The sequence below is a fragment of the Craurococcus roseus genome (genome assembly GCF_039523795.1).
Taxonomy (GTDB): domain Bacteria; phylum Pseudomonadota; class Alphaproteobacteria; order Acetobacterales; family Acetobacteraceae; genus Craurococcus; species Craurococcus roseus.
The window spans coordinates 1-19,147 of record NZ_BAAAFZ010000005.1 but is presented as its reverse complement, the minus strand read 5'-3'; the positions used below and the strand labels follow the sequence as shown (position 1 = coordinate 19,147).

The window sequence follows — 19,147 nt, the reverse complement described above, 5'->3', positions numbered from 1 at the left end:
GTCCGGGCGGGCGGCGCTTCCGGGCACGGGGCGCAGCTCCGGCCGAGGGGCGCGGGCGCCGGTCGCTGCGGCCGCGGCGGTGCCCCGTCGCGCCGGGTCGGGCGCTTCCGGTGCGAAGGCCGCTGCTAGGGCGTCGACGCGCGCGGTGCAGCCGCGCCGGCCTCGGGAGTCGAGCGTTCCGCGCTTCAGCGGGGGAGGCGGGCGAGGGTGTTCGCCGCCGCGGCCTCGGCCATGGCCTTCGCGTCCGGTTCCAGCAGCAGGCGGTCCCGCGCCAGCGCTTCCGCCGCCGCGCGCACCTCCTCCACGTAATCGGCGGCGCTCGGGTAGCGCTCCTCGACCGAGGCGCGCGGGTCGTTCGCGGCCATGCGCTCGGCGCGGGTGGCGGCGAAGGGCAGCACGGCGCCCTGGTTGGTGCAGGGGGCGCCGGGCGCGAAGCCTTCCGCGCGCGGGTTCCAGCCGAGGTAGGTGGCGCGCGGCGCTTCCAGCACGGGCAGGCGAAGGCCGACCGCGGCGTTGCCGTCGGTGTCCACGCGCGGCAGCAGCACGGGGTAGGTGCCGCGCACGGCGGGCGGCATGGTGGAGTCGTCCACGAGCTCGGCCGCGGCGTGGGCGCCGGCGCGCCAGGGCAGGCCGGGGATGGCGGCGGGATAGAGGCCCTCGGTCGGGCGCGCGAGGCCGCCCTCGTCGCCCGCGGCGGGGAAGCGGCTCGCGGGCGGCTCGGCGCCGTCGCGCGTCCAGGCTTCCAGCGCGACGAGCAGGGCGCGGAGCGGGGCACCGGCGTGCAGCGGGTTGGTGGGCAGCGCGCATTCGGGCCGGCGCCCGGGCTCGCCGTTGGCGGGGGCGAAGTGCGGGTGGCCGCTGATGAGGTACGCGCGCACCTCCGGCGGCAGGGGCAGCGGGGCGCCGCGGGTGTCGGTGGCGAGCAAGGATGCGTGGGCGCCGAAGAACTCGTACTCGGTGTCGGCCTGGATGACCTTGGGGCAGGTGCGGCTCTCGCGGCATCGGCGCAGCAGCCCGTCCGCGCGGCCGGTGAGGTGGTCGGTCGAGTCCTCGTAGGCGAAGGGGAATTGGTTGGCCGGGTAGCCGCGGTCGCCGTGCGCGGTGGGGTTGCGGCCGGGCTGGGCCCAGCGGGCGTTGGTGAAGGTGCGGCGCGCGCCGGGGATGTGCGGCAGCATGGCGTCGAAGACGGGCCGGCCCCCGTCGCGCTCGTCCGCGTTGAAGCCCTGGTGCAGGAAGTCGCGCACCAGCCGGCCGGATTGCGAGATGCCGTGGAAGACCGCGCGGTCCACGGCGACGCCCGCCAGGCCGCCTCCGCGCAGGAAGGCGGCGACGTCGCGGATGGCGGCGAAGCCCATGCCGGCCACGACCGGGTCGCGGGCGGTGTAGACCAACTCGTAGAGGGCGCCGGCGTCGAAGCCGCTCGGCGGGCGGGCGATCTCGACGCGTTGCGGGTCGAGGAAGCGGAAGCGCAGGGTTTCCGGGTGCTGCCGCTCGTCGCCGGGGCGGGCGCGGACGGAGAGCGTGGCGCCCTCCTCCGTCGCGGCCGGATAGGAAAGGCGCGCCTCGACCGGGCTGCGGCCGTGCTCGAACAGGAACTCCTCGCGCGACAGGCCGGTCACGTTCGGCACCACCGGCGCTCGCAGGCGCAAACCGCCCTCCGCCGTGTGGTCCGCCTGCCAGCCGACCCAGGCGAGGGTGTAGCCGCGGTCGAGCAGGAAGCCGTTGCCCGCCTCCGTGCCCTGGACGAGGCCGTTGGCGGCGGGTGAGTCGTGGAACAACTGGCCGGCCAGCTCGCGCCCGCGGTTGGGCGCTTCCAGCAGCAGGGTGCGGTTGCCGCGCGCCGGGTCGGCGGGGCGGAGGATCACCACGTCGGCCACGGCCTCCACCCGCCCGGCGGCGTTGCGCGGGGCGAGCGCGATGTCGGCGATGCCGGCGTTGCGCGGGTTGGCGGGGTCGAGCGCGACCGTGGCGCGGGCGGCGATGCGCTCGTAGCGCCCGGCGGCGAACTCGCGCCCGCCGAAGGCGACGGCGGCGGGGCCTTGCTGCTCGAACGCGGTGACTTCGGCGCGCGCCGGCAGCGCGGCGGCGGCCGCGAGCAGCGCGGCGGCGGCGATGGCGAGGCGCATGGGCGTCCGTTCCTCCCGCGGCGGGCCGGGCCTCACGCGGCGCGGCTCCACTCGTCCCGCCGCAGACGATACAGCAGGTGCGGGCGGAGGGGATGGCCTTCCGGGAGGCGCGGGTGCTCGAACCCGCCGTCCGGCCGCATCCCGAGCCGGCGCATCAGGCCCCAGGACGGTGCATTGGCCGGCACGGTGAAGGCCACGACCTCCGGGAGGCCGAGCGGGCCGAAGGCGGCGGCGAGCGCCAATTCCGCCGCTTCCCGCGCGAGGCCCTGGCCCCAAAAGGCCGGGAACAGGCGCCAGCCGATCTCGACCGCCGGGACGAAGCGCGCCCCGAAGGAAACGCGGCTCAGGCCGCAGAAGCCGACGAGGCGCCCGTCGGGGCGGCGCTCCGCGGCCCAGAAGCAGAAGCCGTGCTCCGCGTCGTGGGCGCGGACGCGCGCGAGCATGGCGTCGCTCTCGGCACGGGACAGCGGCGCGGCGAAGTGGCGCATCACCGCCGGGTCGGCGTTCAGCGCGGCGAAGGCGTCCGCGTCGCCGTCGCGCCAGGGGCGGAGGCGGACGCGCAGGCTGTCGAGGACCATGCCCTACGCCATAGCCCCGGCCGGCGCTGGCATCCATTTTCGAGCAAGGAGCGAGCGTTGGGTAGCGCCTCGGTTTGAATGTTTGCACTGGGCAGGTATCGGTCCCTCTCGCGCGTCGCTGGCACGTCCAGGCTCACAAGTCCGGTCGTCCGGATTTCGCCGGTGCGGGGTCCCTTCGTTCCGGGTATCCTGCCGCCAGGAGGCCGCCATGGGCGTCGTTCAACACCTACCCGACCACCTCCGGAGCATCATCGAACGGCAGGTCGCGGAGGGCCGGGCCGCGAGCGGGGAGCAGTTCCTCGAGGACGCCGTTCGCCGGCACGCCGAGGACCTCGAGGCGGAGGACGAATTCGTCGCCGTCGCCGAGGCGGGCATCGCCGACATCGAAGCCGGCCGGTACACGACGGTTTCGACGCCCGAAGACGGCGAGGCCCTCCACCGGCGGATGATGGAGCGCCTGCGCGCCCGGCTGGCCGCCCGGGGGCGCTGAATGGGCTACCGCCTCACGAGGCGGGCCGAGGACCAAGCGGACCAGATCCTCCTGGAGGGCGCTGGCGAGTGGGGCATCGACGCCGCCGCCCGCTACAACCGCCTCATGCTCGCCGTCTGGGCCGCCCTGGGCGCCGACCCTGGCCTCCGCGGCTCCCGCCCGGTGCCCCGCGTCCGGGGCGTGAGAGCGTACCCTTTGCGGCTCGGGCGCCGTCTGGTGGCGCCGCCGGGCGAGCGGGTCGGCAAGCCCCGGCATGTCGTCGTCTACCGCTTGGCCGAGGATGGCGAGGTGGAGATCCTGGGGATGGCGCACGACCGGATGCTGCTGTCCCGGGAGGCGCGGCGGCTGATGAAGTGACGGAAGGCCATCCGAGGCTCCGGGAGCGCATCACGAAGCGTGGGCAGGCGGGCGCCGGGGCGGTCCATCAGCCCTTGCCCGCGGACGGGGTGGCGAGCCATGCGTCCCAGAGGGCGTTGCGGAACAGCAGGCCGGGGTCGTGCCGACGCTTGAGCGCGGCGAAGCGCGCGAGGCCCGGGTAGGCCCGCTCCACCTGCTCGCGCCGGGCGTGCAGGCGGTAAGGCAGGTAGAAGCTGCCGCCGAGCCCGAGCGCGGCGTCCACCAGCGCCTGGGTCATCCGGCGCATGTCCACCTCGGCCTCCGCCGTCCTCCGTTGCGAGAAGGCCATCACGGCAGCGATGCGCGGCGCGGGCGCGTAGGCGAGCAGGCTCGTCGGGTCCGCGCCCACGAAGCGGAGCGTGACGTTCAGCAGCTCCTGGCGGCTCCGCGGGATGACCTCCCGGCAGGCGAGGAGGAAATCGGCGAGGCGGTCCGGCGGCACGAAGTACTCGTGCAGGATGTCGGTGCGGCCGGGCGCGCGGTCCGCGAGGTTGGCGACGGGCTCGTTCAGCAGCCTGTTGCGCGTCGCGCGGTTCCCCGGCGCGTGCGGCGCCACCTCCGTTTCGGCGTACCAGCGCAGGCGCTTGCCCGCCTCGGAGCCGGTTTGGCCCCGGTACACTTCCCGGGCCAGGGCGATGGCGGGGCCGCCCGTCCCGGCCCGCGCCAGCCCGGTGCGCGGCACCGGGACCGGCCGGTAGCCGACCATCAGGGCCTCGGCCAGGAAGCCGCGCACGGCGACGTTCAGCCGCCCGTAAGCCATGGCGACGGCTGGGTCGGCGCAGAGCGCGACGAAACGCGCGGCGAAGGCGGCCGCCGGCAACACCTGGAAGCTCGGGGCGAGGAGGCGGTTCGGCACCGCCTCCACCTCGAGGTCGAGGACGATGCCGAGCAGGCCGTAGCCGCCCATGGCGGCGCGGAAAAGCTCCGCGTTCTCCCCCCGCGAGCAGGCGACCACGGCGCCATCGGCGAGCATCAGCCGGAGCGCGCGCACGGTGGCGCCGAACGGTCCGCGGGGCACCGGCCAGCCGTGGGCGTTCACCGAAAAGCTGCTGGCGACGCCGAAGTCGTTGTTCGACTGCATCACGGCCGGTGACAGGCCGAGCGGGTCGAGGGCGGCGATCACGTCGCGCCAGCGGGTGCCGGCGCCGGCATGGAAGGTCCCGGCGGCTTGGTCCGGGAAGCAGCCGCCCGGCGCGAAGGTGAGGGCCGTGCCACCGGCGGCGAGGCTCTGGCCGCCCATTGAGTGCCGCGCGGCGCCTAGGGCGACCGGCCGGCCCGCCGCCGCGGCCTCGCGCAACTCGGCCCGCAGGCGCGCCAAGAGGGCGGCGTCCGGATCGGGGCCGAGAACCACGTGGCGCGCCACGGGGGTCGGAGTGAGGCGGCTCGCATCGTCCAGCACGGGCATCGCCTCGGCCCGGGGCGCCGCCGGCATGGCCGAGGAGGCCGCCATGGCGAGCCCGGCGCCGAGGACCCGGCGGCGGGTGGGGGTCGTACGGGAGACAGGGGGTGGCGGCTCGCCCATGGCGCGGCACTTCTTTGAACAACGTTCAGGTGTTCATACCACTTACTTTGAACAACGTTCAACACAAACAAAACATTGTTCGTGCGGAGGCCGGATGCGGGGCACAGCGGAATGGAGGACCCGGCCACATCGGAGTCCACCCCAAAAACGCAGGTAGGCGAGCCGGGGACCGGTTGAGGAAAGGAGCCGTTCCCTGACGTTTCGCTGATGTTGGCGCAGGTCCGGGAAATGGCCGGAACGCCGGCGCGTGGCGTCGATCACATCGATCGAAACCTGCGCTCGGTGGTATGAGGCACCACCCACCGCAGACGCGCCTGGACATTGCGCGCCATATAAGCTAATATTCCTAGATGCTTTTCGCGCCTGACGCAACCCCTCATCTCACCCCGCCGCGCGAGGGGGCGATTTTGTCCGAACGTGGCAAGGGCCGGCGCCGCCCGGTGGCGCCGCAAGCCCGTGTCGCCGCGACGCGCCCTGCATCGCTGCGGAGCGCCGGATGCCAGGCCGCGACCCCCGCCCGGCCCCGCCGCGGGGCGGATGGGGATTTGTCCGAAAGCGGCAAAACCCGGCCGCAGCCGACGACGGAACTGGCGGGAACCGGCGCGGGCCATCCCCCGTCCCGGCGAAGCGTCCGGCTCCGCGCGGCCACGACGCGCCCACCCCTCCGGCCCCGGTGCGCGAGGGAGGGGTATTCGTCCGAACTCGACAGAATTACGGTCCCGCCCGATGGCCGGGCCGGCGGAGGACGGAACGCGCCGAAGGCCGAACCCCGAACCGAGGCGCCACCCTTCGCGCGCGCCCCTGGGCGGCCTAGGCTCGCCCCAGGAGGGACCGCGATGCAGCCGATCAGCCTGGAAGCCATGGCCGAGAGCGTGCCGGACGGCGCCATGGTCGCCATGCCGCCCGACAACTCGCTGCCCGCCGTGGCGCTGGCCAAGGCGCTAGTCCGCCGCGGCGCGCGGGGGCTCAGGCTGGTGGGCGTGCCGGTTTCGGGCTTCGCCACCGACATCCTGATCGGCGCCGGCTGCGTCGCCGAGGTGCAGACCAGCGCGGCGAGCCTCGGCGAAGCGGGCTTCGCGCCGCGCTTCTCGGCGGCGGTGCGCGAGGGGAGCGTCCGCGTGCTGGACGCCACCTGCCCGGCCATCCACACCATGCTGCAAGCCTCGGAAAAGGGCGTGCCCTTCATGCCGCTGCGCGGCGTGGTCGGCAGCGACCTCGTGGCGCACCGGCCGGACTGGAAGGTCGTGCCGAACCCGTTCAGCGAGGGCGGCGAAGACCCGATCCTGCTGCTGCCGGCGCTCAAGCCCGACTTCGGCGCGTTCCACGCCGCCATGATGGATGCGGTCGGCAACGTCTGGGTGGGGCGGCGGCGGGAGTGCGCCACCATCGCCCACGCCAGCGCCCGCTGCCTCGTCACCGTGGAGCGGGTGGTGGAGGGCGACTTCCTGCGCGACGAGCGGCTCGCGCCGGGCGCCGTCTCCGCGACCTACGTGACCGCCGTGGCCGTGGCCGAGCGCGGCGCGCACCCCGCCGGGATGCTGGACGAGTATGCGGCCGATCCCGCCTACGTTTCCGAGTACGCGCGCGCGGCGCGGACGGAGGAGGGCTTCCGCGCCTGGCTGGAGCGCGAGGTGCTGGGCCGCCCGGCGCTCGCGGCGGAATGAGCGCGGCCGCAAAGCCCGAGGAGCGGCTGGCGGCGGCGGTCGCGCGGCTGATCCTCGACCCCTCGGCCCCGCCGGCGCGGCACGTCGCGGTGGGCGCGGCGTCGCCGATCCCGGCCGCGGCCTGCTACCTGGTGCAGAAGCTCGGCCACCCGCTGCGCTTGTCCTTGCTGGCGCGGCCGACCGGGAACCCCTTCACCGAGGGCACGCGGGAGCTGTTCGACCTCGCGGGGCAGGGGCGGCTGGACCTGTTCTTCCTCGGCGGCGGGGAGATCGACGGCGGGGCGAACCTCAACCTGGTGGGCACCGGCGAGTGGCCGGGCCGCGCGGTGCGCTTCCCCGGCTCCTTCGGCTCGGCCTTCATGTACATGATGGTGCCGCGCACGATCCTGTTCCGCGAGGAGCACTCGCCGCGGGTGCTGGTGCCGCGCGTCGCGCACGTCTCGGCGCCCGGCACCTCGCCGCCCGGCGTGTTCCGGCGCGGCACGGCGCAGGCGCTGGTGACGGGGCGCTGCGTGTTCCGATTCGATCCCGCGCGGGCGCGCTTCTCGCTGGAGAGCCTGCACCCGGGCGAGACCTTGGAGGGCGTGCGCGCCGCGACCGGCTTCGACTTCGACGCGCCGGGCAGGGGCGTGCCGGACACGCCGGAACCCACGGCGGAGGAGTTGGCGCTGCTGCGCGGACCGGTTTGCGACGAGATGCTCGGGACCTACCCGGAATTCTGCGCGCGCGTGTTCGGAAGGAAGGCTGCCGCATGAACGACGCACTCCCACAGGCCGGCGGGAAGGGGCTGGCGCGGTCGGCCGGCGCCCTGGCCGGGCTGAAGGTGATCGACCTGACGCGCGTGCTGGGCGGCCCGTACTGCACCATGGTGCTGTCGGACCACGGCGCGGAGGTCATCAAGCTCGAACCGCCCCAGGGCGACGAGGTGCGCGACTGGGGGCCGCCCTTCGACGGGCACGGCGACGCCTCCTACTTCCTCGGCGTGAACCGCAACAAGCGCTCGGTGGGGCTCGACCTGTCGAAGCCGGCGGGGCGGGAGGTGCTGCTGCGGCTGCTCGACGGCGCGGACGTGCTGGTGGAGAACTTCAAGCCGGGCAGCATGGAGAAGTGGGGCCTCGGCTACGAGCAGGTGTTGCGGGACCGCTTCCCGCGCCTGATCCACTGCCGCGTGTCCGGCTTCGGCGCCGACGGTCCGGAGGGCGGCTTCCCCGGCTACGACGCCGTGTTGCAGGCGATGGTGGGCCTGATGTCCATCAACGGCACGGCGGACAGCGGGCCGACGCGGCTCGGCAACCCGATCGTGGACATCGCCACCGGGCTGTTCTCCGCCATCGCCATCCTGATGGCCTTGCAGGAGCGCGAGCGCAGCGGCGAGGGGCAGTTCTGCGACATGACGCTCCATGACTGCGGCATGGCGCTGCTGCACCCGCACGCGGCCAACTACCTGCTGAACGGGAAGCGGCCGCACCCGACCGGCAACCCGCACCCGAACCTCGCGCCCTATTCCAAATTCCGCACCCGGACCTGCGAGATCTTCGTGGCCGCGGGCAACGAACCGGCGTTCCGCAAGTTCTGCGAGTTCCTCGGCATCCCGGAGGTGTCGCGCGACCCGCGCTTCGCCACCAACGGCGGCCGCGTGACCAACCGCGAGGCGCTGACGGAGATCCTGGAGCGGCGCTTCGCCGAGGAGGACGGGCACGAGCTGACGCGGCGGATGCTGGCCGCCGGCCTGCCCGCCGGCCCGGTGCGCCACGTGGACGAGGCGCTGGCAGCGCCGCACACCGCGCACCGCGAGATGGTGACGGAGACGGGCGACGGCTACCGGGGCCTCGGCACGCCGATCAAGCTGTCCCGCACGCCCGGCGGCACCCGCGCCGCCCCGCCGCGCTTCGCCGAGCACACGGAAGCGGTGCTGGCGCGGCACGGATTCTCGGAGGCGGAGATCGCGGCGCTGCGGGAGGAGGGGATACTGGTGGGCGCGCGGCGGCGCTAACCCGCCGGCACGTCCGGGCGGTCCCGCACGCACATCATGGTCGCCAGCATGGTGGCGGCCAGTTCCTCGGCGCCCCCGTCCCCCACGCAGAACACGTCGGCGCGCACCGCCATCAGCGTGCGGCCGGGCTTCAGCACCTCGGCCCACGCGACCGCCGCGGCGCCGCGGCCGGGGCGCAGCAGGCTCACCTTGAACTCCACCGTCAGCACGGCGGCGCCTTCCGGCATCAGGGTGAAGGCGGCGTACCCGGCGGCGGTGTCGGCGAGCGTGGTGAGCGCGCCGGCGTGGAAGAAGCCGTGCTGCTGCGCCAGTTCGGGGCGGAAGGGCAGGCGGAGCGAAACGCGGCCGGCGGCGACCGACTCGATGGTCCCGCCGAGGTGCAGCACGAAGCCTTGGCGCGCGAAGCTTTCGCGGACGCGGCGCTCGGCGGCGGGGTCGAGCGCCGCCGTCACTGGGCGCGCGCCACGGCGACCAGCACAGCGGCGGGCGGCGCGCCGACGCGGCGCAAGCGGTGCGGCAGGTGGCCTGGGAACTCGGCCGTGTCGCCGGCGTGCAGCAGAAGGCGGCGGTCGGCGAAGGCGAGTTCCACCGTGCCATGCAGGACGTAGAGCATCTCCTCCCCCCCGTGCTCGTGCGGGCCGTCCTCGGCGAAATCGGGGCCGAGGTGGATGACGAAGGCGGCGAGCGGGGCGTCTCCGCGGGTCAGCGCCTCCACGCCGTGCTGCCGGAGCGCCGGGGCGCTGCGCCGGCGGCGCGCGGAGCGGGACACGCGCACGGCGTCGTCGGCCAGCTCCTCGCCGAGCAGTTGCGCCACGGGCACGGACAAGGCGGCGGCGAGGCGGAGCAGCGTGGAAACGGAGGGCGCCTTCCGGCCGCGCTCCAGCCGCGACAGGTAGCCCTTGTCGAGCGCCACCGCTTCCGCCAGCGCTTCCAGGGTCAGGCCGCGCTCCAGCCGCAAGCGGCGGAGCTGCGGGCCGAGGATGGCCGTGGCGGCGTTCGGTGCCGAGGCCGCGGCGTCCGTCGGCCCGCCTTCGGCGCGGGGCCGCGACGCGGGGCCGCGCGCGCCCGTCCGGGGGCCGACGGTCGCCAAGTCCGGCCACGGCCGGCCTTCCCGGGCGGCGCGCCTCACAGGTCGAGCACCAGGCGCGGGCCGGCGCAGCCGGCGACGCAGGCCATCAGGTCGCGCTCGCGCTCGGCGGGCGAGAGCACGCGGTCGCGGTGCAGCGGCGGGCCTTCCAGCCAGCGGACGCGGCAGGCGCCGCAGATACCGCCTTCGCAGCTCGCCTCCACCGCGGCGCCGAGGGCGCGGATGGCGGGCAGCAGGGGGGCGCCGGCGGGCAGCGCGGCTTCCCGGCCGGAGCGCGCGAGGACCAGGGTGAAAGGACACGCTGCCGGGTCGGGCGCGAGGGGCGGCGGAACGAAATGCTCCACGTGCGCGGCGCCGGCGGGCCAGTCGGTGGTGGCGGCTTCGAAGTCGGCGATCATGCCGGCCGGGCCGCAGCAGTAGGCGTGGCGGCCGGGCGCGGCAGGGCCGAGCAGCGAGGCGAGCGCGGGACGTGGCGCACGCGCGGTGTCGTGCAGGACGGCGCGGCCCGTTTCCACCAGCGGCGCCAGCGCGTCGGGTAGGGGCGGCGCGTCCCGGTGCAGGAGGTGCAAGCGCCAGGGCGTGCCGGCGCGCTCCGCGGCGAGCGCCATCGGCAGGAAGGGCGTGACGCCGATCCCGCCGGCGACGAAGACGTGCTCCGCGGCGTCAGGGGCGAGCGGGAGAGTGCAGCGGGGGAGGGAGACACCCAGCGCGTCGCCCACGGCCAGCGCGTCGTGGACGAAGGCGGAGCCGCCGCGGCCGGCCGTCTCGCGCTTCACGGCCACCACGTAGCGATCCGCTTGCGCCGGGTCGCCGCAGAGCGAGTAGGCGCGGACGAGGCCGCCGGGCAGGTATAGGTCTATGTGCGCGCCGGGCTTGGCCTTGGGCAGCGGCCAGCCGTCCGGGTCCGCCAGCACGAGGCGGCGGACGCCCGGCCCGGCGGGCGCCGCTTCGCGCACGACGGTCTGGACGTGCTTCAAACGGGCCGGACGGCGTCGCCCACGCGCACCGTGCCGCCCTTGAGGATGCGGCAGTTGAGGCCGGAGCGGTGGATCATGGGTTCGAAGACCGGCTTCTCCAGGATCTCCTCGATGTGCTTGCAGGGGAAGGAGAGGCGGGTCGCTTCCAGCAGGCATTCGCCCAGGTGGAAGCGGCGCCCGACGAGGTGGTTCAGCGGCACGCCGCGGGTGGTGACGTTCCGGCGGTGCTCTTCCGGCAGCATGGTGATGTTGTGGTCGCGCCGGATGCACTCCAGCGCCTCCTCCTCGAAGAGCGTGACCTGGCGGCCTTCCTCCGGCTTGTCGGAGTAGAAGCCCTGCTCCGTGCCGATCATGTAGCGGTCGCCGACGATGCCGCGGCCTTCGACCAGTTCGATTTCCTCCATGCCGCGCATGGGCAGGAAGGCGCGCGGCGCGACGTGGAGGTGGGTGACGACGCCGAGCCAGGTGGGGGTGACAGCCATGCGCCCGTTGCTCCCGGTTTGGGCAACGCGTTGCCCATTGGACAGCTAGATGCCACCCTGCCGCCCGTCCCGCAAGGGCACCGGCGGCGGCGGCCGGCGTGGCACCCGGCTTGCAACGCGGGCTGTTGCAAGCGCCGGGCCAGGGCCCGCCGCCGAGAGGAGGCACGAGATGCAGCGTCGCCGCACCATCCTCGCCACCGCCGCCGGGCTCGCCGCGGGGCCGGCCGCGCTCGCCGCGCCCGCCGTCGCCCAAACGCAGCCAGAGGTCCGCTGGCGCCTGACCAGCTCCTTCCCGCGCACGCTCGACATCACCTACGGCACCAGCGAGTACGTGTGCCGGCTGGTGTCCGAGATGACGGACGGGCGGTTCCGCATCCAGCCCTTCCCGGCGGGCGAAATCGTGCCGGCCTTGCAGGCGATGGACGCGGTCTCGGCCGGCAGCGTGGAGATGGCGCACACCGGCGGGCTGTTCTTCACCGGCAAGGACAGCGCGCTCGCCTTCTCGACCACCGTGCCCTTCATGCTGAACGTGCGCCAGCAGCACGCCTGGTTCTTCCACGGCGGCGGCAACGAGATGCTGAACGGCGTCTACCGCGGCTTCGGCATCCACGCCCTTCCCTGCGGCAACACCGGCAACCAGATGGGCGGGTGGCTGCGGAAGGAGATCAAGGGCGTCGAGGACCTTCGCGGGCTGAAGTTCCGCGTCGCGGGGCTGGCGGGCAACGTGATGGCGAAGCTCGGCGTGGTGCCGCAGCAGATCGCGCCGGGCGACATCTACCCGGCGCTGGAGCGGGGCACGATCGACGGCGTCGAGTACATCGGGCCCTACGACGACGCGAAGCTCGGCTTCAACAAGGTGGCGCGGAACTACTACTACCCCGGCTGGGGCGAGGGCGGGGCGGTGTTCCACAGCCTGGTGAACCTCCAGAAGTGGAGCGAACTGCCGCGCGCCTACCGCGCCGCGCTGGAGGGCGCTTGCACCGCCGCGGCCACCTGGATGTTGGCGCAGTACGACTGGAAGAACGTGGAGGCGCTGTACGGGCTGGTGGCGCAAGGAGTGCAACTCCGGCAGTTCCCGAACGACGTGCTGGAAGCGCTCTACCGGGCGACGCAGGAGGTGCTGGCTGAGCAGGCGGCGGCGAATCCGCGCTTCAAGGAGTTGCTGGAGAGCCAGACGGCGTTCCGCGACCGCCACTACGGCTACCACCAAGTGTTGGACTACGCGTTCGACACCATGATGCTGCGGTTGCGTCGGGCCTCCGTCGCGGCGCGCTGAGGCTTGCTGTCGGCGAGGCATAAAGATATGCTTATGTCGCGTTGGTCCCGCGCGGGCGGGTGAAAAGGGAACGCCGTGCGCGGGGCTCGCCTCGCAAGTCGGCGGCTGCCCCAGCAACTGTCGGCGGAGAGCCGCCGGCCCATCCGCCTCGTGACGAACGGGGCGGGCCACTGCGCGGCGGAGACGCCCGCGCGGGAAGGCGGGCCGGCGGCGGCGACCCGCGAGCCAGGAGACCTGCCGGCGCCGGCGACCTTCCGTGCTCCGCCGAGGGCGGGCCGCGGGCGGCGCCGCCATCCCTTCCGCCGGGCTGGGCGCACCGGTGGCGGAGACTGTATGCGATGACCATCGCCGCCAACCTCGGCTACCCGCGCATCGGGCCGCGCCGGGAACTCAAGACCGCGCTCGAAGCCTTTTGGGCCGGCAAAAGCTCCGAAGACGAACTGCTCCGCGGCGCCGCCGCGTTGCGCGCCAACGGCCGCGCCGTGCAGCAGGGCGCGGGCATCGGGCACCTGCCCTCGGGCGACTTCGCCCTCTACGACCACGTGCTGGAAACCGCTTGCGCGTTTGGCGCCGTGCCGCCGGGCTACGGCTGGGACGGCGAGGGGCCGGTCTCCCTGTCCACGCTGTTCCTGCTCGCGCGCGGCGGTCGCGGCGGGGGCTGCGGCTGCTCCGGCGGCACCGCGACGGCGCTGGAGATGACCAAGTGGTTCGACACCAACTACCACTATCTGGTGCCGCGCCTGTCCGCCGCGACGCGCTTCCGCCTGGCGCGCAACCGCTGGGCCGAGGCGGTGCGGGAAGGGCTGGCGAGCGGGTGCCGCACGCGGCCGGTGCTGCTCGGGCCGGTGTCGTTCCTGCTGCTGTCCAAGGGCGAGGACGGGACCAAGCCGCTCGACCTGCTGCCGGCGCTGCTGCCCGCCTACGCGGACGCGCTGCGCGGCATGGCGGAGGCGGGCGCGGCCTGGGTGCAGGTGGACGAGCCCTGCCTCGCCACGGATCTGCCGGCGGGCGCGGGCGACGCCTACGCCGCCGCCTTCCGCGCGCTGGCCGACGCGGCGCCCGGGCTGGACCTGCTGCTCGCCACCTACTTCGGGGGCTTGCGCGAGAACCTGCCGCTCGCCTTTTCCTTGCCGGTCTCGGGCGTGCATCTCGACCTGGTGCGCGACCCGGCGCAACTCGACGGCGCGTTGGGCCTCGCGCGGGCGGAGCAATGGCTATCCCTCGGCGTGGTGGACGGGCGCAACGTGTGGCGCACTGACCTGCACGGCGTGCTCGAGCGGTTGCAGGGCGCGGCGCGGCGGCGCGCGGACGGGTCGCGGCGGCTGATGGTGGCGCCGTCGTGCTCCTTGCTGCACGTGCCGCACAGCCTGCGGATGGAAACGGCGCTCGATCCCGCGCTGCGCCGGCGCCTCGCCTTCGCGGAGGAGAAGCTGGCGGAGGTGGCGGCGCTGGCCCGCGCCCTGGACGAGGGCGAGGCGGCCGTCGCGCCGGCGCTGGAGGCGAGCGACAGGGCCGTCGCCGAACACCGGGCCGACGCGGTGGCGCGGAACCCGGACGTGGCGGAGCGCCTCGCCGCGCTCACGCCTGAGATGGAGCGGCGGCGCAGCCCTTACGCGGGGCGCGCGGCCAAGCAGCGCGAGCGTTTGCGCCTGCCGCCCCTGCCGGTCACCACCATAGGCTCCTTCCCGCAAACGGCCGAGGTGCGCTCATTGCGCGCCCGCGCCGCGCGGGGCGAGATCGCCTCGGCCGAATACGAGGCGGGCATCGAGCGGCTGACCGCGGAGGCGGTGCGCTGGCAGGACGAGGTCGGCGTGGACGTGCCGGTCCACGGCGAGTTCGAACGCAACGACATGGTCAAGTACTTCGGCGAGCGGTTGGACGGCTACGCCTTCACCAAGCACGGCTGGGTGCAATCCTACGGCAGCCGCTGCGTGGCGCCGCCCATCATCTGGCGCGACGTGTCGCGGCCGGCGCCGATGACGGTGCGGTGGAGCGCCTTCGCGCAATCGCTCACCAAGCGCCCGATGAAGGGAATGCTCACCGGGCCGGTGACCATGCTGCAATGGTCCTTCGTGCGCGACGACCTGCCGCGCGAGGCGGTGTGCCGGCAGATCGCGCTCTCCATCCGCGACGAGGTGCTGGACCTGGAAGCGGCCGGCATCCCCGTCGTGCAGATCGACGAGCCGGCCTTCCGCGAGGGCTTGCCGCTGCGGGAGGGCGACCGCCCGGAGTACCTGCGCTGGGCGGTGGCGTGCTTCCGCCTCGCCTCGGCCGGGGTGCGGGACGAAACGCAGATCCACACCCACATGTGCTACAGCGAGTTCAACGACATCATGGACGCGGTCGCGGCCATGGACGCCGACGTGATCTCCATCGAAACCGCGCGCAGCCGGATGGAGCTGCTGGAAGCCTTCGCCGCCTTTTCCTACCCGAACGGGATCGGGCCGGGCGTGTGGGACATCCACAGCCCGCGCGTGCCGGGCGCGGAGGAAATGGCCGCGCTGCTGCGGCGCGCGATGGAGCGGCTGCCGGCCGACCGGCTGTGGCTCAACCCCGACTGCGGGCTGAAGACCCGCGGCTGGGCCGAGGTGAAGCCGGCGGTGGCGAATCTGGTGGAGGCCGCGCGGCGGCTGCGGGCGGAGCTGCGCTGACCCTACGGCCTAGCTGAAGGAGGGGCCGCCCGCCGGGCGGCTCCTTAGGGCGGTCCGCAGGGACGGCCCCCTCCGCGATTCGGTGCCCCACCCGCTGGCGCCGCTAGCCGCATTTCCACTTTTGCGATTGCTCAAGGCTTGCTATGCGCCTTCTTGGTAGGGGCGCCGCCGCGGGCGCGTCCCAGCCCATCGCTGGGGTCGGCCCTTCACGGGGCCGAGTGCCTCCGGCGCCACAGAAGGCGGGCGACGGACCCTGTGGATACTGTGGATAAGTGTGGAACCTGGGGATGCTTGCGCCGTGGTTCCGCTTTTTGCTCGTCGGATGCCTGTCGCAGGTTGCCAACAACGGCCCTGAAGCCGCTGTTTTCGCTTGCGGGAGCGGCGGTCAAGTGTGAACGTATATAGAACAAAGGCCGCATTGATAGGCGGGACGTGACGGCCGAAAATCTGCAACCACCCACCTCATATGGTGTTAGTATGGGGCGATCAGGCCGATATATTGTGTAGGAAGCGTCAAACATGCATGCTCCGGTCCGGGGATTTGAGGGGGAAGCCACGGTGTTCGACGCCGTCCAATTGCAGGGGCACGGCCAAGTCCAGGTGGAGCGGTCTCGCGACGCGCTGCTTACCGATTTCGGCAAGGCCACGCTGGACGACCGTTACCTCCTGCCGGACGAGAGTTACCAGGACCTGTTCGCCCGGGTGGCGAGCGCCTTCGGTGACGACGCGGCGCATTCCCAGCGCATCTACGATTACATCTCGCGCCTCTGGTTCATGCCGGCGACGCCGGTGCTGTCCAACGGCGGCACCACGCGCGGCCTGCCGATCTCCTGCTTCCTGAACGAGGCGTCCGACAGCCTGGAAGGCATCGTCGGCCTCTGGAACGAAAACGTGTGGCTGGCCGCCAAGGGCGGCGGCATCGGCTCCTACTGGGGCAACCTGCGGGGCATCGGCGAGAAGGTCGGGCGCAACGGCAAGACCTCCGGCGTGGTGCCCTTCATCCGGGTGATGGACAGCCTGACGCTGGCGATCTCGCAGGGCTCGCTGCGGCGCGGTTCGGCGGCCTGCTACCTGCCGGTGAGCCACCCGGAGGTGGAGGAGTTCATCGAGATCCGCCGCCCCACCGGCGGCGACCCGAACCGCAAGGCGCTCAACCTGCACCACGGCCTGCTCATCCCCGACGCCTTCATGCGCGCGGTGGAGGCCGACGAGGAGTGGCCGCTGACCAGCCCCAAGGACGGCGCCGTCGTCCGAAAGGTCTCGGCCCGCCACCTCTGGATACGCATCCTCACGGCGCGGATCGAGACGGGCGAGCCCTACCTCGTATTCTCCGACCACGTGAACCGCGCGCGGCCGGAGCACCAGAAACTGGCCGGCCTGGAGGTGAAGACCTCCAATCTCTGCTCCGAGATCACCCTGCCCACCGGCACCGACCAGCACGGGCGGGAGCGGACGGCGGTGTGCTGCCTGTCCTCCCTCAACCTAGAAACCTGGTTCGAGTGGAAGGACGAGCCGCGCTTCATCCCGGACGTGATGCGCTTCCTGGACAACGTGCTCCAGGAGTTCATCGACACCGCGCCCGACAGCATGGCCAAGGCCAAGTACAGCGCCATGCGCGAGCGGAGCGTGGGCCTCGGCGTGATGGGCTTCCACTCCTTCTTGCAGGCGCTGAACGTCCCCTTCGAAAGCGTGGTCGCCAAGGTGTGGAACAAGAAGATGTTCCGCCACATCCGCGCCCAGGCGGACGCGGCGAGCCGGCAGCTCGCGGAGGAGCGGGGGCCGTGCCCGGACGCGGCCGAGTACGGCTTCCCCGAGCGCTTTTCGAACAAGATCGCCATCGCGCCGACGGCGTCGATCTCCATCATCTGCGGCGGCGCCTCGCCGGGCATCGAGCCGATCGCGGCCAACGTCTACAACCACAAGACGCTGTCGGGCTCCTACATCGTCCGCAACCCGTACCTGAAGCGCGTGCTCGCCAAGCACGGGCGGGACGACGAGGACACCTGGACGACGATCACCGTCAACAAGGGCAGCGTGCAGCACCTCGACTTCCTGACCGACCAGGAGCGCGCCACCTTCAAGACCGCCTTCGAGCTGGACCAGCGCTGGGTGGTGGAGCACGCGGCCGACCGCGCGCCCTACATCTGCCAGAGCCAGTCGCTGAACCTGTTCCTGCCGGCCAACGTGCACAAGCGCGACCTGCACCAGATCCACGTGATGGCGTGGAAGCGCGGCGTGAAGTCGCTCTACTACTGCCGCTCGCTGTCCATCCAGCGCGCGGACGCGGTGAGCCAGAAGGTGGTCGGGCAGAGCGACGTGATGACGCTGCACAAGGACGACGTGCCGGCGCCGTTGCCGCTGGTGGCCGCGGCGGCGCAGGCGACGGCGAACGCGACGAATTACGAGGAATGCTTGGCTTGCCAATGAGGCGGGCCGGCTGACGCCGGGGCGGCCGGGACGGCGCCTGGGAGCGCCCCCGCCGCCCGGGATGGCACGGTTTTCTACCAGCTTGGAGTGATGCGGATGTCCAATCGAAGGCGTGAGCCGCGATCGGGGGTTTCTGTGTCCGAACTGCGCGCGGGGCTGCCCGATCTGGCCTCCATGCCGCCGGCGGATTTGCAGAAGGCGTGCTGCATAGCCATCGTGGACGGCGGCTTCGACACGGTCCCATTGATCGTGGGCCTGCCGACTTGGCCGCGTTCCGGGGCCGAGGGCCGGCGCCTCGCAATGGCTTTCATTGATCGAGTCCAGGGGAGGACACCCATCCATGGCTGACGGCATGCACACGCCCGGCGGCGACCGCGCCGCGCGCTTCGACCTGCTGACCGCGAACCCGGTCTACAAGCCCTTCCGCTACCCGTGGGCGTACGATGCGTGGCTGACGCAGCAGCGCGTGCATTGGCTGCCCGAGGAGGTGCCGCTCGCGGACGACGTGAAGGACTGGCAGAAGAACCTCAGCGACGCCGAGCGGAATCTGCTGACGCAGATCTTCCGCTTCTTCACCCAGGCGGACGTCGAGGTGAACAACTGCTACATGAAGCACTACAGCCAGGTCTTCAAACCGACCGAAGTGCTGATGATGCTCTCGGCCTTTTCCAACATCGAGACCATCCACATCGCCGCCTACTCGCACCTGCTCGACACCATCGGGATGCCGGAGACGGAGTACACCGCCTTCCTCAAGTACAAGGAGATGAAGGACAAGTTCGACTACATGCAGGGCTTCTCGGTGGATTCGAAGCCCGAGATCGCCAAGACGCTGGCCGCCTTCGGCGCGTTCACCGAGGGGCTCCAGCTCTTCGCCTCCTTCGCCATCCTCATGAACTTTCCCCGCTTCAACAAGATGAAGGGGATGGGGCAGATCGTCTCCTGGTCGGTGCGCGACGAGACCTTGCACTGCCTCTCCGTCATCCGGCTGTTCCGCACCTTCGTGCAGGAGAACCCGGAGATCTGGACGGCGGATCTGCGGCGGGAGATCACCGAGATCTGCGCCACCATCGTCGAGCACGAGGACGCCTTCATCGACCTCGCCTTCGAACTGGGCGGCGTGCAGGGCCTCGATGCGGAGCAGACCAAGGGCTACATCCGCTTCATCGCCGACCGGCGCCTGCAACAGCTCGGCCTGGAGCCGATCTACGGCATCGAGAAGAACCCGCTCCCCTGGCTCGACGAGATGCTGAACGCGGTGGAGCACACGAATTTCTTCGAGAACCGCGCCACCGAGTATTCGCGGGCGAGCACCATCGGCAGTTGGGAGGAGGTTTGGTCATCATCGATCGGTGACCACTGGCGCGGCGAGGACAATGAGAGTCTGAAAGGCCCTCCGGTCCATTAAAAACGCCTTTTGCTCTGTTGAAAGGCTCACGCCGCATCGGCGAGGAGCATGAGGCTGTGGGTGACGACGC

16 protein-coding genes and 1 riboswitch are annotated in these 19,147 nt (G+C 72.6%); of the genes, 9 read left to right on the top strand and 7 right to left on the bottom strand.

Annotated elements, in window-relative coordinates; all coding sequences use genetic code 11:
- Positions 1–185: 185 nt before the first annotated feature.
- Positions 186–2,126 (bottom strand): alpha/beta hydrolase domain-containing protein, encoded by a 1,941-nt coding sequence (locus ABD067_RS01200; protein WP_343893304.1) that lies wholly within the window; start codon positions 2,124–2,126, stop codon positions 186–188.
- A gap of 32 nt (positions 2,127–2,158) precedes the next feature.
- On the bottom strand, positions 2,159–2,704 hold the full coding sequence (locus tag ABD067_RS01195) for a GNAT family N-acetyltransferase (protein ID WP_343893303.1): 546 nt from the start codon (positions 2,702–2,704) through the stop codon (positions 2,159–2,161).
- A 208-nt stretch (positions 2,705–2,912) separates the two neighbouring features.
- On the opposite strand from ABD067_RS01195, the gene ABD067_RS01190 reads away from it, so the two are divergent.
- Together ABD067_RS01190 and ABD067_RS01185 are read left to right on the top strand one after the other, a co-directional pair.
- Positions 2,913–3,194: a hypothetical protein gene (locus ABD067_RS01190; protein ID WP_343893302.1), complete on the top strand. Its 282-nt coding sequence runs from the start codon at positions 2,913–2,915 to the stop codon at positions 3,192–3,194.
- Entirely contained in the window at positions 3,195–3,551 is a 357-nt protein-coding gene (locus ABD067_RS01185) for a type II toxin-antitoxin system RelE/ParE family toxin (RefSeq protein ID WP_343893301.1), read from the top strand.
- A 67-nt stretch (positions 3,552–3,618) separates the two neighbouring features.
- Here ABD067_RS01185 and ABD067_RS01180 read toward each other — a convergent pair whose 3' ends face one another.
- Positions 3,619–5,040, bottom strand: a complete 1,422-nt coding sequence (locus ABD067_RS01180) for an FAD-binding oxidoreductase (RefSeq protein ID WP_343893300.1) — start codon at positions 5,038–5,040, stop codon at positions 3,619–3,621.
- A gap of 908 nt (positions 5,041–5,948) precedes the next feature.
- Here ABD067_RS01180 and ABD067_RS01175 point away from each other — a divergent pair.
- Genes ABD067_RS01175 through ABD067_RS01165 form a run of 3 tightly spaced genes read left to right on the top strand, consistent with a single transcriptional unit; the run spans position 5,949 to position 8,769 of the window.
- Positions 5,949–6,776, top strand: a complete 828-nt coding sequence (locus tag ABD067_RS01175; RefSeq protein WP_343893299.1) for a CoA transferase subunit A — start codon at positions 5,949–5,951, stop codon at positions 6,774–6,776.
- Entirely contained in the window at positions 6,773–7,531 is a 759-nt protein-coding gene (locus tag ABD067_RS01170) for a CoA-transferase (protein WP_343893298.1), read from the top strand. The genes ABD067_RS01175 and ABD067_RS01170 overlap by 4 nt, the downstream gene beginning before the upstream one ends.
- Positions 7,528–8,769 (top strand): CaiB/BaiF CoA transferase family protein, encoded by a 1,242-nt coding sequence (locus ABD067_RS01165; protein ID WP_343893297.1) that lies wholly within the window; start codon positions 7,528–7,530, stop codon positions 8,767–8,769. Before ABD067_RS01170 ends, ABD067_RS01165 begins: the two co-directional genes overlap by 4 nt.
- Here the strand turns inward: ABD067_RS01165 and ABD067_RS01160 are convergent.
- Genes ABD067_RS01160 through ABD067_RS01145 form a run of 4 tightly spaced genes read right to left on the bottom strand, consistent with a single transcriptional unit; the run spans position 8,766 to position 11,315 of the window.
- Positions 8,766–9,221 carry a PaaI family thioesterase gene (locus ABD067_RS01160; protein WP_343893296.1) on the bottom strand — a complete coding sequence of 152 codons (456 nt, stop codon included), beginning with the start codon at positions 9,219–9,221 and terminating at the stop codon, positions 8,766–8,768. The two genes, ABD067_RS01165 and ABD067_RS01160, sit on opposite strands and share 4 nt — an antisense overlap.
- Positions 9,218–9,898 carry a helix-turn-helix domain-containing protein gene (locus tag ABD067_RS01155; RefSeq protein ID WP_343893295.1) on the bottom strand — a complete coding sequence of 227 codons (681 nt, stop codon included), beginning with the start codon at positions 9,896–9,898 and terminating at the stop codon, positions 9,218–9,220. Before ABD067_RS01155 ends, ABD067_RS01160 begins: the two co-directional genes overlap by 4 nt.
- Positions 9,895–10,833 (bottom strand): PDR/VanB family oxidoreductase, encoded by a 939-nt coding sequence (locus ABD067_RS01150; RefSeq protein ID WP_343893294.1) that lies wholly within the window; start codon positions 10,831–10,833, stop codon positions 9,895–9,897. The genes ABD067_RS01155 and ABD067_RS01150 overlap by 4 nt, the downstream gene beginning before the upstream one ends.
- Complete coding sequence (locus ABD067_RS01145) at positions 10,830–11,315, bottom strand: MOSC domain-containing protein (protein WP_343893293.1); 486 nt, start codon at positions 11,313–11,315, stop codon at positions 10,830–10,832. Before ABD067_RS01145 ends, ABD067_RS01150 begins: the two co-directional genes overlap by 4 nt.
- A gap of 169 nt (positions 11,316–11,484) precedes the next feature.
- Between ABD067_RS01145 and ABD067_RS01140 the strand changes: the two genes are divergently transcribed.
- From ABD067_RS01140 to ABD067_RS01125, 4 genes are all read left to right on the top strand, one after another.
- Positions 11,485–12,591: a TRAP transporter substrate-binding protein gene (locus tag ABD067_RS01140; protein ID WP_343893292.1), complete on the top strand. Its 1,107-nt coding sequence runs from the start codon at positions 11,485–11,487 to the stop codon at positions 12,589–12,591.
- Between the two features lie 25 nt (positions 12,592–12,616).
- Positions 12,617–12,847, top strand: a riboswitch (cobalamin riboswitch).
- Positions 12,848–12,929: 82 nt separating this feature from the next.
- Entirely contained in the window at positions 12,930–15,242 is a 2,313-nt protein-coding gene (metE, locus tag ABD067_RS01135) for a 5-methyltetrahydropteroyltriglutamate--homocysteine S-methyltransferase (RefSeq protein ID WP_343893291.1), read from the top strand.
- A 558-nt stretch (positions 15,243–15,800) separates the two neighbouring features.
- Entirely contained in the window at positions 15,801–17,669 is a 1,869-nt protein-coding gene (locus tag ABD067_RS01130) for a ribonucleoside-diphosphate reductase subunit alpha (protein WP_343893290.1), read from the top strand.
- Positions 17,670–18,009: 340 nt separating this feature from the next.
- On the top strand, positions 18,010–19,077 hold the full coding sequence (locus ABD067_RS01125; RefSeq protein ID WP_343893289.1) for a ribonucleotide-diphosphate reductase subunit beta: 1,068 nt from the start codon (positions 18,010–18,012) through the stop codon (positions 19,075–19,077).
- Positions 19,078–19,147: the final 70 nt, after the last annotated feature.

Excerpts from the sequence above, each read along its gene's own strand:
- ABD067_RS01170 (WP_343893298.1), top strand. The coding sequence starts at position 6,773 with ATGAGCGCGGCCGCAAAGCCCGAGGAGCGGCTGGCGGCGGCGGTCGCG.
- ABD067_RS01145 (WP_343893293.1), bottom strand. The coding sequence starts at position 11,315 with ATGGCTGTCACCCCCACCTGGCTCGGCGTCGTCACCCACCTCCACGTC.
- ABD067_RS01195 (WP_343893303.1), bottom strand. The coding sequence starts at position 2,704 with ATGGTCCTCGACAGCCTGCGCGTCCGCCTCCGCCCCTGGCGCGACGGC.
- ABD067_RS01200 (WP_343893304.1), bottom strand. The coding sequence starts at position 2,126 with ATGCGCCTCGCCATCGCCGCCGCCGCGCTGCTCGCGGCCGCCGCCGCG.
- ABD067_RS01165 (WP_343893297.1), top strand. The coding sequence starts at position 7,528 with ATGAACGACGCACTCCCACAGGCCGGCGGGAAGGGGCTGGCGCGGTCG.
- ABD067_RS01190 (WP_343893302.1), top strand. The coding sequence starts at position 2,913 with ATGGGCGTCGTTCAACACCTACCCGACCACCTCCGGAGCATCATCGAA.
- ABD067_RS01125 (WP_343893289.1), top strand. The coding sequence starts at position 18,010 with ATGGCTGACGGCATGCACACGCCCGGCGGCGACCGCGCCGCGCGCTTC.
- ABD067_RS01175 (WP_343893299.1), top strand. The coding sequence starts at position 5,949 with ATGCAGCCGATCAGCCTGGAAGCCATGGCCGAGAGCGTGCCGGACGGC.
- ABD067_RS01185 (WP_343893301.1), top strand. The coding sequence starts at position 3,195 with ATGGGCTACCGCCTCACGAGGCGGGCCGAGGACCAAGCGGACCAGATC.
- ABD067_RS01140 (WP_343893292.1), top strand. The coding sequence starts at position 11,485 with ATGCAGCGTCGCCGCACCATCCTCGCCACCGCCGCCGGGCTCGCCGCG.
- metE (WP_343893291.1), top strand. The coding sequence starts at position 12,930 with ATGACCATCGCCGCCAACCTCGGCTACCCGCGCATCGGGCCGCGCCGG.
- ABD067_RS01180 (WP_343893300.1), bottom strand. The coding sequence starts at position 5,040 with ATGGCGGCCTCCTCGGCCATGCCGGCGGCGCCCCGGGCCGAGGCGATG.